This is a genomic window from Romboutsia sp. BSD2780061687b_171204_C1, from assembly GCF_015560225.1.
GTDB classification, from domain to species: Bacteria; Bacillota; Clostridia; order Peptostreptococcales; family Peptostreptococcaceae; genus Romboutsia_C; species Romboutsia_C hominis.
Window position 1 is genome coordinate 28,136 of record NZ_JADMRK010000007.1, and the last position, 15,028, is coordinate 43,163.

Below are 15,028 nucleotides of genomic sequence, written 5' to 3' on the forward strand. Positions count from 1 at the left end.
ACATCTTTTGTACGTTGATGTATTTGTCTATATCCTTCAAATCCAAGACGTAAGAAGTTATAATATTGTCCTATAACTTGACTTGCTGATCTTGAGAAGTTTATAGCCATAGTTGGCATTGATCCACCTAAGTAACTTACTTCAAATATTAATTCTTTTGGTAAGTATTCTTCATCTTTCCATATTACCCAACCTATACCTGGGTATACTAATCCATATTTATGACCTGATGTACTTATTGAAACTACATTTTTTAATCTAAAGTCCCATTCAAGCTCTGGATCTATAAATGGTACGAACATACCACCTGATGCACCATCTATATGTATAGGTACTGATATCTTAGCTGTTTTATTGTATTCTTCTAATAAAGCATCTAATGCTTTTATATCATCAAATTTACCTGTGTATGTTATACCTAGTAAACCTACTACACCTATTGTATAATCATCTACATAATCTAACACTTTGTCTACATCTAAACTCATGTGTTCTTCATCCATTGGTACTAAACGCATTTCTATATCCCAATATACACAGAATTTTTCCCAACAAACTTGATATCCTGAAGATATTACTAAGTTTGGTTTCTTAGCATTTACATCTATTCCTGCTTCTTTTGCTCTATTTCTCCATCTGAATTTCATAGCCATACCACCTAGCATACATGCTTCAGATGAACCTACTGTAGAAGTACCTATGTATTTCATATCTTCTGGTGCATTCCATAAATCTGCTAACATACTAACACATCTATTTTCCATTTCTGTTGTTTGTGGATATTCAGACTTATCTATAGCATTTTTTTCTAATGTTTCTGCCATAAGTTTAGTTGCTTCTGGTTCCATATAAGTTTGGCAGAATGTACATAAATTAAGTCTTGCATTACCTTCATTCATTAACTCATCTTTAATTAATTGATATGCTACATTTGGAGCAATAGAATCTTTCCCTAAAACATCTTTGGCTACCTCAGAGCCAGATTCTATTGTCCCAAATACTGGTGTATCATATTTATCGCCTAATCTGTCTTTTCTACTAAATAACATTTTTGATTCCTCCTAATAGTGTTTTTATAATTATTAATTTTAATAATTATAAATTTAATTTTTTGTTCAAATTATTGAGCATTTTTCATTTTAGACTTTTTATATATTATTTTGTTTTTTGTTATACTATATATATACCTCTCTTTTTGTGTGTTAAACATATTTTTACAATTTTTTTATATATTTTTTCTTTTTTCTAAATTTTCTTTATAATAGAAAAGAGTATTTTTCAATGCATAAAACAAGTTCTATACATTTCAAAATACTCTTTTTTGCAATTTAATTTTATATTAAAATCAATTTTCTTGTTTAAGTTAATTATTTTGAAGATGAAGTTCCACTTTCTAATATAGATACTATAGAGAATAATGTAAAACAAATTGCTCCAAGTCCAATCATTACACGCGCTGGTATAAAGTATGCTATATTAAATATTTCAGCTTCAAATAAAAATGCTCCCATAAATAAGCATATAAGTGCTGTCACTACTGGTATTAAAGGTACTCTCTTAGCTAATGGATTTGATTTTCTCCACACCATTCCTAATAAAAGTACTTTACTTAATATACTGTAACATACTATCCCTAATCCAATTAGAACAAATCCTGGAGCTATCCAAGCAGGATTTGTAGCTATTGAAAGTACTGCTATCCCCCATATTATATCTATGGTTCCTAATATAACAACTAATATTGACCATTTATAGCGCTCTTTCTCTGTAAACTTATTTTGTATTTGTCTTACAACACTAGCTACTAGTGCTACTAAGCTAGCACAAACTAATGAGATTCCTATTATTACATGCCCTGCTACAAAATTTTCAGTAGCCGAAGATGACATTAATAAATATATACCCCTAATAAAAGCAATTAACGCGCAAACAACAGGTACTGATATTAATATTTTAGCTGTAGGTTCTTTAAAAGAATCTTCAGGTTCATCTCCTTCTTTTAAGTTAGAACTATTTTTAGGTATTAAAAGAAATTTAGTTGATGAAGTTGCAACTGTTGAAACACAACAAGCTATTAATCCTAATCCAAATACTACGTTTCCTGAAACAACATATGCTGAATTTTGACCTGCTGTTTCAAATAACATTATTCCTGATACCATTGTAAATATTGATGCTAAATAACCTATACTTGGTAAAACCCACTTATCAAAATTATTGTACTTATTTATAAGCTGTCTTATTATAGTTGCTGCAGTGGTAAATAGTGCAATACATATAGCTGTTAAATATATCAGAACATGGCCTGCAACTACAAACTCAGATCCTATTAATTGCCCTAAATTTTTCACATAAAACCCATACCCTAGACATACCACTCCCATAAGTAATGGTATCGCCCTAAAAAATATACTAATATAATAATTCATCTTTCTTACCTCCAAAAAAATTTTGAAAGTAGATAAAAATCAAACCAATACCTACATATTAATTATTAGCTTGATTCATAGCTACTTATCTTATTGTAAAAAAGCAACTAGAATTATATTTAATTCCAATTGCTTTTTTATATATATTTTACCAAGTTAGATTAAAGGTTTGATTACTAAAATCTTATTATAATTTAATTTATTTTTAGTGAGTAAATCCATATTTTTTATTTTCTTGTTTTTTTCCATGAACTAATATCTTAGCATTATTTAAATCATTTATAGCCATTTTTAAATCTCTTATGAATAATTCAGCCATATCATAACTTAAGTCTGCTCTACATACTATACGTTGTATTATTGTATCTTGTAGGTTAACTGGTAATGGATATGCTGGTATTTGCCATCCTTTCATAGCTAGTCTATCTGCTAAATCATATAATGTCCATTGTACATCATCTTCATTTTTTAATCTGTAACATACTATTGGTAAATTTTCACCATCATTATAGATTTTAAATAAACCAGTAGCTTCTATTTCTCTACTTAAGTACATAGCTACTTCTTTTGTACGTTGATGTATTTGTCTATATCCTTCAAATCCAAGACGTAAGAAGTTATAATATTGTCCTATAACTTGACTTGCTGATCTTGAGAAGTTTATAGCCATAGTTGGCATTGATCCACCTAAGTAACTTACTTCAAATATTAATTCTTTTGGTAAATATTCTTCATCTTTCCATATTACCCAACCTATACCTGGGTATACTAATCCGTATTTATGTCCTGATGTACTTATTGAAACTACATTTTTTAATCTAAAGTCCCATTCAAGTTCTGGATTTATAAATGGAGTAAACATACCACCTGATGCAGCATCTACGTGTATAGGTAATGATACTTTAGCTGTTTTATTATACTCTTCTACTACTGCGTCTAATGCTTTTATATCATCAAACTTACCTGTATATGTTATCCCTAATAAAGCTGCTATACCTATTGTATAATCATCTACATAATCTAACACCTTATTAATGTCTAAACTCATATGTTCTTCATCCATTGGCACTGTACGCATTTCTATATCCCAATATACACAGAATTTTTCCCAGCAAACTTGATATCCTGAAGATACTACTAAGTTTGGTTTCTTAGCATTTACATCTATTCCTGCTTTTTCTGCTCTATTTCTCCATCTGAATTTCATAGCCATACCACCTAGCATACATGCTTCAGATGATCCTACTGTTGATGTACCTATATAGTTCAACTCTTTTGGAGCATTCCATAGGTTAGCTATCATATCAACACATCTATTTTCCATTTCTGTTGTTTGTGGATATTCAGATTTATCTATAGCATTTTTTTCTAATGTTTCTGCCATAAGTTTTGTTGCTTCTGGCTCCATATAAGTTTGACAGAATGTAGCTAAGTTAAGTCTTGCATTTCCTTCATTCATTAACTCATCTTTAATTAATTGATACGCCACGTTTGGAGCAATAGAATCTTTCCCTATTACGTCTTTTGGAATATTAGAGCCAGACTCTATTGTCCCAAACACTGGTGTGCTGTAAGTATCTTCTTTTTTACTACATAACATTTTAAAAATCCTCCTAGAACTTCATGCTTTGATTTAAATTTTTAATGATTTTTTCTAGTGTCTATTTTGCGACTTTTTTACACTTTCTTTAGAGTTAAGACTGTTTAATTAGCCTTTCTCTTTTTATCAGTTATTGCATAAATTACAAAAGGTATTAGAATAGTTATTACAAAACTAACACTTAATATTGTTAAATATTCTGTAACACTCTTACCACTTAATTGGCTAGGTGGAACAAATGATATTACTAGAGCAAATATAGATGTTATGAATCCACATGCTGCTACTATTAATTTAAATGTTTTTCCTCCTGGAACTTGGTAAGAACGTTTTAAATCTTTATGTTTAAGTACTAAAGTAAAGTATCCTATGAAGAATAGTAAGTATCCTACTAGATATATTACAACTGTTAGTGATATTGCTGTAAGGAAAGATACGTTATTTCCTCCTCCACCAAAAGTAAGAACAGCTGCCCATATTGTAACTACTATTCCTTGAATTAATACTAAACGTACTGGAACATCATGTTCATTTGTTTTTGTTAATGATTTAGGTAAAATTCCTTTTTGTGCTGCTGAATACATTCCTCTTGAAGGACCTACAACCCAAGCACTAACTTCTCCCATTACTCCTAAAGCTAATAATAAAGCTATTAATTTTACAAGCCATGTAGCATTAGCACTAAAATGAAGTATTAGAACTTTAAATGTTTCAACAACACCTGAACTTAAGCTTAATTGAGACTTAGGTATTACAGATGCTACTGTTAAACCACCTATAGTATTTAGTATTATAGCTAGTACTACTAATATTATCATTGCTAATGGGTAATTTTTCTTAGCATTTTCTAATTCATTTACATGAGATGCTGATGCTTCAACCCCCATATAAGCTAATATAAATGAAACGAATACAACTAATGTATTTACTTTTGTAAAATCAGGTACGAAATATTTCATTCCAATTTTTACATCTACTGGGTTACCTTGTACTAAGTATGCTATTGATAAACCAAATAAAATTATAGCGGGTATAACTATACCAAATATAAATCCAGCCTTAGCTATCTTAGCTGTGTTTTTTGTTCCGCCTAACTGAGAAAATGTTAATCCCCAGAATATAACTAAAACTCCTATAAATTTTATAGCTGGAACATTGTTTAACGCATTCCAGTTAAATATGTATGAAACACATCCTAAAATAAAATAAATCATAGTTACAAATCCAACTGTGATTTGGAACCATTGGAAGAATATAGCTGCAAAGCCGTATCTTTCACCTAGAGTATTACCTACCCAAGCGAATATTCCCCCTTCTTGCCATCCTTCTACAGTGGCCATTTCTGCTGCACATAAAGCAACTGGTAAAAACCATAAAATTCCTCCTAATAAAAGGAAAAATACTAGATTAAATCCTGATGTTGCGAATGTTGGATATTCATAAACAGTCATTACCATTGATGCTGTCATTGCAAAGAATGCAAACAATGTAAGTGTTCCCTTTTTGCCTACTTGTGCATCTTTCATTTGAATCATCTCCTAGGTATTAATTTTTTCTAACATATACTAAATTATCTTAGGCCTAAAGTAACTTATTGTCGTTATATGACATAAATACCCACGCTTCAACATCCATAACCATTTGATTTAAAATTTATTTAGTTTTCTTATTTTATAATTTTCTAACTTTTTCCATGTGTTAAAATTAATAAACACCACTTTAGAGATATCTCTAAAGTGGTGTTTATTAATTTTATTATTCAGCTATATTGTATACTTCTAAACCTTCATTCATTATATGCTTCTTTTTCACTTCAACTAAAGCCTTTAATGTATCAAGTGATGTCATTACTTCCGTAGAGAACTCTGTTGCAGTTCTTCTTATTTTAAATCCATCTCTTGTTGAGTCATTCCCTTTAGTAGGGGTATTTATTACTATATCTACTTGCTTGTTTCTTATAACATCAAGTATGTTTGGTCTAGCTTCTTCTACTCTCTTAACTATATCAGCATCTATTCCATTTTCTTGTAATATCTTAGCTGTTCCTTCTGTAGCTACGAAAGTATAGCCTAATTCATTCATATCTTTTGCTATTTCTATAAACTCTTCTTTATCATGATTATTTATAGTTGCAAGTACTACACCTTTTTTGTCAGACATAGTTTTTCCTGCTCCTAAGAACCCTTTATATAAAGCTTCTTCTAAAGTCTCACCTACACCTAGTACTTCTCCTGTAGATTTCATCTCAGGCCCAAGACTTACATCAACACTAGCAAGTTTTGACATTGAGAATACTGGAACCTTTACAGATACTAGATTAGGCTCTTTATATACACCTGTTCCATATCCTAAGTCTACTAACTTCTCTCCCAACATACATCTAGTAGCTAGGTCCACTATAGGTACATTACTTACCTTACTTATATAAGGTACAGTTCTACTTGCTCTTGGATTAACTTCTATTACATATAATTCATTTTTGAATTCTATAAATTGTATATTTACCATTCCAAGTACGTTTAGCTCTAAAGCAATTTTCTTCGTGTAATCTAATATTTTGGCTTTTATTTCATCATTTATATTTTGACTTGGATACATTGTTATACTATCCCCAGAATGAACCCCAGCTCTTTCTAAATGCTCCATTATTCCTGGTATTAGTATATTTTCTCCATCACATATAGCATCTACTTCTATTTCTCTACCTGTTAAGTACTTATCTATAAGTACTGGATTTTTCTTGTCTCTCTTGAAAGCATCTTCCAAGTATCTAGCTAACTTAGTTTCATCATAAGTTATTTCCATACCTTGACCACCAAGTACATAAGATGGTCTAACAAGTACTGGGTATTCTAATCTCTTAGCTTCTTCTATACCTTCTTCCACTGACCATATAGCTTTTCCTTTTGGTCTGTTTATATTTAATTTCTCTAGTAATTCTTCAAACTTTTCTCTGTCTTCTGCTGCATCTATGTCAGTAAAGTCAGTTCCTAATATTTTTATATTCTTTTCATGTAAGAATTTAGCTAATTTTATAGCTGTTTGCCCACCAAATTGAAGTATTACTCCATCTGGATTTTCTTTTTCTATTATATTTAATACTTCTTCTTCTGTTAATGGTTCGAAGTATAGTTTATCTGATGTATCAAAGTCTGTACTTACTGTTTCTGGGTTGTTGTTTACTATTATAGTTTCTATTCCCATTTTTCTTAATGATTTTACACAATGTACTGAGCAATAATCAAATTCTATCCCTTGACCTATTCTTATTGGTCCAGAACCTAATACTACAACTTTTTTCTTATTACTTACCTCTACTTCATCAAATTGCTCATAAGTTGAGTAGTAATATGGAGATAATGCATCAAACTCTCCTCCACAAGTATCAACCATCTTATATGCTGGTTGTATGTTGTATAGCTTTCTTAACTCACATAATATCTCTGGACTTATCTTCATTAAGTCAGCTATACCTTTATCTGAGAATCCTTTTTTCTTTAGTTCTAATAGGTAATCTTTATTTAAGTCTTCTATTTTCATACCTCTTAATTTTTCTTCTTGCTCTACTATCCACTTAAACTTGTGTATAAACCACTTATCTACACCTGTTATTTGCTCTATCATGTCAACTTTATAGCCTCTTCTTATCATTTCAGCTAAGTCGAATAATCTTTCGTCATCTGGTACCACTATACTCTTCTTTAATTCTTCTAAGCTCTTTTCTTCTGAAGGAGCATGAACTAATGAATATTTTCCTATTTCAAGAGATCTTATACCTTTTAACATTGCAGCTTCAAAGTTACTTCCTATACTCATTATTTCTCCAGTTGCCATCATCTTTGTTCCTAACTTCCTATTAGCTTGCTTGAACTTATCAAATGGCCACTTTGGTATCTTAACTACTACATAATCAAGCGTTGGCTCAAAACATGCGTATGTTTTCTTTGTAACTGCATTTTCTATTTCGTCTAGAGTGTATCCTAAAGCTATTTTTGCAGCAACCTTAGCTATTGGGTATCCAGTAGCCTTAGATGCTAATGCCGAAGATCTACTAACTCTTGGGTTTATTTCTATAATTGCATATTCTAAACTGTGTGGGTTAAGTGCTATCTGTACATTACACCCACCTTTAACCTCTATTGCATTTATTATATCTATAGATGCTTTTCTAAGCATTTGGTATTCTCTATCACTTAAAGTTTGACTTGGAGCTACAACTATACTATCCCCTGTATGAACTCCAACAGGGTCTATATTTTCCATATTACATACAGTTATACAATTTCCATTGCCATCTCTTATTACTTCATATTCTATTTCTTTCCAACCCTTTATACTTTTTTCAAGCAATACTTGGTTAACCGGGCTTAATTGTAAACCTTGAGTAAGTATTTCTGTAAGTTCTTCAACATTTTCAGCTATACCTCCTCCAGTTCCACCTAGTGTATATGCAGGTCTAACAACTACTGGATATCCTATTTTTCCTGCAAACTCTAATCCACTTTCTAAGTCAGTTACTATATCACTAACTACAACTGGTTGATTTATTTCTCTCATTACTTCTCTGAAAGTATCTCTGTCTTCACCTTTTTTTATAGATTCAACAGATGTACCTATTATTTCAACATTATACTTTTCAAGTATTCCAGCTTCATGTAATTCAACTGCTAAATTAAGAGCTGTTTGACCACCCATTCCTGCTAATAAGCTATCTGGTCTTTCCTTTTCTATTATTTTTTCTATAAATTCTATTGTTAATGGTTCTATATATATTTTATCCGCTACTTCTTTGTCCGTCATTATAGTAGCTGGGTTACTGTTTATTAATACGACTTCTATTCCTTCTTCTTTTAATGCTTGGCAAGCTTGTGTTCCAGAATAATCAAACTCTGCTGCTTGCCCTATGATTATAGGTCCTGAACCTAATACTAATGTCTTTTTTATTCTATCTATTTTAGGCATAATTTTTTCTCCTTATCTAATTAAATTTAACAATCTATACTAATGCTAAGAATTTATCAAATATATAATCATTGTCTTTTGGCCCTGGGCAAGCCTCTGGATGATACTGGACACTGTATATAGGTAATTTTGTATGTCTCATTCCTTCTACAGTATTGTCGTTTAAGTTTATATGCGTTACTTCCATATCCTGTGGTAATTCACATACGTAATAACCGTGATTTTGAGATGTTATAAATACTTTGTTTTCCTCTAAATCTTTAACTGGATGATTTCCACCTCTGTGTCCAAACTTTAACTTTCCTGTTTTTCCACCTAAAGTTAATGCTAGTAATTGGTGTCCTAAGCATATTCCTGCTATTGGCTTTTTACCAATTAATTCTTTTATATTTTCTATAACATCTTCTAAATCTTCAGGATCTCCAGGTCCATTAGATAAGAATATTAAATCTGGGTTTATTCCTAATACATCTTCTGGCTTTGTTGTTGCAGGAAATACGGTTATATCACATCCACGATTTGCAAATGATCTTAGTATGTTTTCCTTAACTCCAAAGTCCATTACAGCAACTTTTGTTCCTCTTCCAGCTATATGCTCTACTTCTTTCCTAGTTACTGTTTTTACCGCTTGAGTATTTGAGAATGCATCTAATTTAGCTTGAACTTGCTCTAATGATATACCTTCTAAAGTTATTATGCCTTTCATAGTTCCGTTGTTTCTTAATATTTTTGTAAGAGCTCTTGTATCTATTCCTTCAAGCCCTATAACTTTATTTTGCTTTAGGTATGTGTCTAAATCCATTTCACATCTAAAGTTATTTGGCATATCACTTTTTTCTCGTACTATAAATCCCTTTACATGAACTCCCTTAGATTCTACGTCTTCTAAGTTTATACCATAGTTTCCTACAAGAGGATATGTCATCGTTACTATCTGTCCATAGTACGAAGGATCTGTTAACACTTCTCCATATCCTGTCATAGAAGTATTGAATACTACTTCTCCTACACTGTCATTTAAATATCCAAAGGCTTTACCTTCGAATATAGTTCCATCTTGTAATATTAATTTCCCCTTCATATTAACCCTCCTAAGCATTCGCTATTTCATTTACTATATTTTTAGCTGACTGAGCTGGATTTTCAGCTTTAGTTATAGGTCTTCCAACTACTAAATAATGTGCTCCTTTGTTGATTGCATCAGCTGGAGTTACTACTCTCTTTTGATCTCCCTTGTCTGCACCTGCTGGTCTTACACCTGGGCATACTGTTACGAAATCTTTTCCGCAAGCCTCAACTATCTTATCTACTTCTTGTGCTGAACAAACTATTCCATCAATTCCTGCTTCCTTAGCTAGTTTGGCTCTTTTTATAGCTAATTCTTCTGTAGTCATATTGCATCCTATATCTTGTAAATCTTTATTGCTTAGCGATGTTAATACTGTAACACCTACTATTATAGGTTTTTCTATATTCAATTTCTCAGCCTCTTCCTTAGCAGCTAATGCACATTGTCTCATACCTTCTATATCAGAAACATGTATTGTCATTAACCAAACATTATCCCTAACTGCTGCTCTTACTGCACTTTGCATAGTATTTGGTATATCATGGAACTTAAGGTCTAAGAATATTTTTTTACCTTTTTCTTTTAAGTAATCTACTGTTTTACCTCTTGTTGCTACATATTGTTCTAACCCTACTTTAAATATATCCACTTCATTTTCTAGTGTATCTATTAATTCTTTAGCTTTATCAAATTCGTTAGTGTCTATCGCCACTATTAGTTTGTCTTTTCCATTTACCATAATTTTACTCCCCTTTTTAATAAAGCCTTAATAAAAAATCCTCATACCACAGGGTATAAGGATTCTATCTATACATAACATTACATTTATAAGCTATGAGATATCTTTCCCAGCCTCTCTGGACTAGTTTAAAAGACTTTATTATATTTTTATTTTAAAAATTCACTTCGTTCATATCGCCAACGATATGTCTTCGTATTCACTCAGTCACATCCGTTGCTAAAAAAACCTCTAGCCAATCCAGCTAGAGGTTATATATACAAAATTAATTATTATAGTTAACCTTTTTAGCCTCTCTGGACTAGTTTCAAGGAATTTCTATTTTATTTTAATTACATACTACACTTCATATCCTCTCGGGATATTTTAAAGCTTTATCTTGTATACAATTATTACATCTTTTCCTTTTAATGTCAACTCTTCTTTTGTTCTTCTCTCTTTATAAATCGATATAATATATAATATTTTCTATTCTTCTATTATAGCACTTATATAATACTCTTTCCCTAATCTTTTTTTAGCCTTTGTTTTTTCATATTTTACTTTCATATCATATTTTTTACAAGCTATATCAAAATTTCTAAGACAAATTCCCATACTTATTTTACTCATTTTCTCTATAGACTTTTTTTGTTTTTCTTCATATATATCAATAGATGTTTTCGTATTGTAAAATCTCCAAGGTTGTACATTCTTTACAGATGATGACATTCTTACAGCACTTAATATTTTAGTCCACTTTCTATCCATTTTCTTTGATATTTCTTTTATTCTTTTTCTTCTTGGCTCTGCATTTACATTTCTAAAAATATGCTCTCCTTCTTTTGGGTATCCAAAAGCTATTACAATATATGGTTGCTCTTCACTTTCCTCTATACTTTCTTCTAGTTCTATATCTTCTTCCTTAACTTGTTCTTTTGAATATATTTCTATACTCTCTGTATCAATGTCTATAATCTCCTTTACATCTTCTTGAGATAAGTTACACTCTATCCAACAAGTACCTAAACCTAAAGTTGTTAATTGTAACACTACATTTTCTATTGCAAAACCAATATTTTGTAAATAGTCTTCCCCTTTATTCGATGTTACTAATATATAGTGAGGTGCCTTTATATTACAGTCCTTTTTCATTAAAAACTGTATCAAGTGACCTCTATCTATTAAATGTGCTTTTATATCCAATTCTTCATTTAAATAATCAATACTCTTACATATTTCTTTAATTTCTTTCATTAATTCTGGTTTTACAGCTCTATTTGAATATTCTTTTATCGTTCTTCTATAAAATATAGCATCATATAAGTCCATTTATTTCCTCCTAAAATATTTCCAATATCTATATAAATCAAATTGATATATTATATATCTTTTATTAATAGTTATATTTTTCTAGTCATTTCTACAAATTCATATATTATATTATAAATTTTTTTATTCTTTTTGTACATTTAAATACATATTATTTATAATTTATAGTTAAATATTTTTTATATATTTACTTATATTTTTTGGGGTATAAAATATAGTATTATAGTTTATCTAGTGCTTATTTTTGCCGATAATTTATTTTATAAGAAAACTGTTTCCAATTTTCTGTTTTTGTAAATATATTATAAATATTTTTTTATAGTAAAATTATGTAATTCCCTTATTTTTTTAGTATTATTAAGTTAGCAGTGAATAAACTATAATTATCTTAATAAGATAATTTTATTAAAATTTTAGGAGGTTCAAATTATGGAATTTGAAAGAAATTTAGATAAGTATGCTGAGTTAGCTGTTAAAGTTGGAGTTAATATACAAGCTGACCAAACTTTACTTGTTAGATCGCCTATCGAATGTGCTCCTTTTGTTAGAAAAGTTGTTGAGCATGCTTATAAGGCTGGAGCTAAAAATGTACATATAGAATGGTCTGATGAAGAATGTACTTTAATAAAATACTTAAATGCACCTGAAGAAGCATTTAACGAATTCCCTAAGTGGACTTCAGAACAATATGTTGATATAGCAAAAGAAGGGGGAGCTTTCTTAACTATATATGCTCAAAACCCTGATTTATTAAAAAATGTAGATCCTCAAAGAGTCGCTAACTTCCAAAAAGCATCTGCACAAGCTTTAAAGGAATGGAGATCTTACACTCTATCTGACAAATGTAAATGGAGTATAGTATCTGTACCAACTGAATCTTGGGCAGCTAAGATATTCCCTGATGTTTCTAAAGAAGAAGCTGTTGAAAAATTATGGGAAGCAATATTTAAGTGTTCAAGAGTTTCTGGTCAAGACCCAATAGAAGCTTGGAATAATCACAACAATGACTTAAAAACAAGAATGAATTTCTTAAATGATAAAAACTTCAAAACATTAAAATTTAAATCAGCAAAAACTGATTTAACTATGGAATTACCTGAGGGGCATATTTGGTTAAGCGGTGCATCTCAAGACCCTAATGGTGTTAACTTCAACCCAAATATACCAACAGAAGAGGTTTTCTCTATGCCTCACAAATTTAAAGTTAATGGTGTAGTTCATAGCACGAAACCACTTGTTTATGGTGGAAATGTTATAGATAACTTCTCTTTAACATTTAAGGATGGAAAAATAATAGATTTCACAGCTGAAAAAGGTGCTGAGACACTAGGTAAATTAATAGACACTGATGAAGGTTCTCATTACTTAGGAGAAGTTGCATTAGTTCCTTTTAAATCTCCTATATCAGACACTAATATAGTATTCTTCAACACTTTATACGATGAAAATGCATCTTGTCACTTTGCATTAGGATCTGCATACAAGACTTGTATAAAAGATGGAGATTCTATAAAAGAAGAGGAAATGGATAAATATGGTGTTAACACAAGTTTAACTCATGTTGACTTCATGATAGGTTCAGCTGATATGGATATCGTTGGTATAACTAACGATGGTGAAGAAATTCAAGTATTCAAAGATGGAAACTGGGCTTTCTAATTTAATACCTATTAAATAAAAGAGATGCTAGTTAGGCTTAGCATCTCTTTTTAAGGTTATATAAAAATAATAGTAAATATTATAATAAGTTTACTGTCTTATCTATTTATTATCTATAGATAATAAAAAACATCTAGGATTACAAAATATAACCCTAGATGTTTTTTGGTTGTCGACGATAAATATTTTATATCAATTAATCTTACATTTTGCAGATTAACTTATAACTTAATTATACATAATTTTTTTAATATAGTAAATTTCTATTTACTATATTTTACTTCTGTCCACTCTATATTGTTAATATATTTTTCAACTAACTCGTGGCTCATATCTGGATGAATAGTTTCTTCTGTTGCTATAGTTATAGATGACATAGCTATTGCATATTTTACAGTATCAACTATATTAATATTATTCATATAACCATTAGCTATACCTGCTACAAAAGAATCTCCTGCACCAGTAACGTTGATTACTTTTACATCATTAGCCTTAATTTTACCTTCTTCTTGCCCATTGTTGTAGTATATACCATCTTCATCTAATGTTATAAATACGTTTTGGATACCTAAGTCTGTAAAATATTTACCAGCTTTTCTTAAATCTTCATCATTGTGTATTTTAAATCCACACATTATTTCAGCCTCATATCTATTTGGCTTTATAGTATGGAACCCTTTTATTAAGTGTTTAACTGTTTTAGCCTTTGCTGCTGAAACTGGATCTAATATAAGTTTAGTATCTTTACTAAAGTTTTGTATTATATATTCTACTATATCAGGTCTATCTGAGTCTAGTATCATATACTCGGCATTTCTTATTATTTCCGCTTTTGAGTCTATAAATTCTGTAGTAAACATGTCTATTATGTTCATATCAACTACAGCAGAAACCATCTCACCTTGTTCATCTAAGATAGCCATATATGTAGGAGTGTGCCCTCCTTTTATTATTAGAGACTCGCTCATATCATAGTTCATCTTTTTAGAATGATCTAACATTCTTTTTCCTGTCTCATCATCTCCTAATATAGAGATAAATCTTGTATTTACACCTACTCTAGCCATACATTCAGCTATATTTCTACAAACTCCTCCGAAAGAAGTCTTAACTTTACCTGGATTAGAATCATTACATCTATAATTATTGTTTGTAAACCCGCAGATATCAAAAACTGATACTCCGAAAACTAACGCATAAGGTTGCCTATTGTCTATCATTTTTGTTTAAACCTCCCTAAGAATCACCTTCCTATT

10 protein-coding genes are annotated in these 15,028 nt (G+C 30.4%); 1 reads left to right on the forward strand and 9 read right to left on the reverse strand.

What is annotated here, in order from left to right; all coding sequences use genetic code 11:
* The 8 genes from I2H23_RS11870 to I2H23_RS11905 all read right to left on the reverse strand — a co-directional run.
* Window positions 1–1,049 (reverse strand): glutamate decarboxylase (locus I2H23_RS11870; RefSeq protein ID WP_195581698.1); only part of this gene is annotated, 1,049 nt, incomplete at its 3' end.
* A 318-nt stretch (window positions 1,050–1,367) separates the two neighbouring features.
* Complete coding sequence (locus I2H23_RS11875; protein ID WP_195238367.1) at window positions 1,368–2,429, reverse strand: DUF2776 family protein; 1,062 nt, start codon at window positions 2,427–2,429, stop codon at window positions 1,368–1,370.
* 205 nt (window positions 2,430–2,634) lie between these two features.
* Window positions 2,635–4,029: a glutamate decarboxylase gene (locus I2H23_RS11880; protein ID WP_166506129.1), complete on the reverse strand. Its 1,395-nt coding sequence runs from the start codon at window positions 4,027–4,029 to the stop codon at window positions 2,635–2,637.
* A 104-nt stretch (window positions 4,030–4,133) separates the two neighbouring features.
* Entirely contained in the window at window positions 4,134–5,555 is a 1,422-nt protein-coding gene (gene gadC, locus I2H23_RS11885; RefSeq protein ID WP_092921567.1) for a glutamate:gamma-aminobutyrate antiporter, read from the reverse strand.
* A 229-nt stretch (window positions 5,556–5,784) separates the two neighbouring features.
* Window positions 5,785–8,991, reverse strand: a complete 3,207-nt coding sequence (gene carB / locus I2H23_RS11890; RefSeq protein ID WP_166506130.1) for a carbamoyl-phosphate synthase large subunit — start codon at window positions 8,989–8,991, stop codon at window positions 5,785–5,787.
* Between the two features lie 34 nt (window positions 8,992–9,025).
* Window positions 9,026–10,072, reverse strand: coding sequence for a glutamine-hydrolyzing carbamoyl-phosphate synthase small subunit (gene carA, locus I2H23_RS11895; protein ID WP_195581680.1), 1,047 nt, complete (start codon window positions 10,070–10,072; stop codon window positions 9,026–9,028).
* Between the two features lie 10 nt (window positions 10,073–10,082).
* Window positions 10,083–10,799, reverse strand: coding sequence for an orotidine-5'-phosphate decarboxylase (pyrF, locus tag I2H23_RS11900; RefSeq protein ID WP_195581681.1), 717 nt, complete (start codon window positions 10,797–10,799; stop codon window positions 10,083–10,085).
* Window positions 10,800–11,267: 468 nt separating this feature from the next.
* On the reverse strand, window positions 11,268–12,110 hold the full coding sequence (locus I2H23_RS11905; RefSeq protein ID WP_166506133.1) for a nitroreductase family protein: 843 nt from the start codon (window positions 12,108–12,110) through the stop codon (window positions 11,268–11,270).
* A gap of 429 nt (window positions 12,111–12,539) precedes the next feature.
* Here I2H23_RS11905 and I2H23_RS11910 point away from each other — a divergent pair, with 429 nt between their 5' ends.
* Window positions 12,540–13,769: an aminopeptidase gene (locus tag I2H23_RS11910; protein WP_092921577.1), complete on the forward strand. Its 1,230-nt coding sequence runs from the start codon at window positions 12,540–12,542 to the stop codon at window positions 13,767–13,769.
* Between the two features lie 263 nt (window positions 13,770–14,032).
* Here I2H23_RS11910 and I2H23_RS11915 read toward each other — a convergent pair whose 3' ends face one another.
* Entirely contained in the window at window positions 14,033–14,992 is a 960-nt protein-coding gene (locus I2H23_RS11915; RefSeq protein ID WP_092921581.1) for a carbohydrate kinase family protein, read from the reverse strand.
* Between the last annotated feature and the right edge of the window lie 36 nt (window positions 14,993–15,028).

What these genes read in the sequence shown, in the direction of transcription:
- I2H23_RS11915 (WP_092921581.1), bottom strand. Translation starts at nt 14,992, where the DNA reads ATGATAGACAATAGGCAACCTTATGCGTTAGTTTTCGGAGTATCAGTT.
- I2H23_RS11875 (WP_195238367.1), bottom strand. Translation starts at nt 2,429, where the DNA reads ATGAATTATTATATTAGTATATTTTTTAGGGCGATACCATTACTTATG.
- I2H23_RS11905 (WP_166506133.1), bottom strand. Translation starts at nt 12,110, where the DNA reads ATGGACTTATATGATGCTATATTTTATAGAAGAACGATAAAAGAATAT.
- pyrF (WP_195581681.1), bottom strand. Translation starts at nt 10,799, where the DNA reads ATGGTAAATGGAAAAGACAAACTAATAGTGGCGATAGACACTAACGAA.
- I2H23_RS11880 (WP_166506129.1), bottom strand. Translation starts at nt 4,029, where the DNA reads ATGTTATGTAGTAAAAAAGAAGATACTTACAGCACACCAGTGTTTGGG.
- I2H23_RS11910 (WP_092921577.1), top strand. Translation starts at nt 12,540, where the DNA reads ATGGAATTTGAAAGAAATTTAGATAAGTATGCTGAGTTAGCTGTTAAA.
- carB (WP_166506130.1), bottom strand. Translation starts at nt 8,991, where the DNA reads ATGCCTAAAATAGATAGAATAAAAAAGACATTAGTATTAGGTTCAGGA.
- gadC (WP_092921567.1), bottom strand. Translation starts at nt 5,555, where the DNA reads ATGAAAGATGCACAAGTAGGCAAAAAGGGAACACTTACATTGTTTGCA.
- carA (WP_195581680.1), bottom strand. Translation starts at nt 10,072, where the DNA reads ATGAAGGGGAAATTAATATTACAAGATGGAACTATATTCGAAGGTAAA.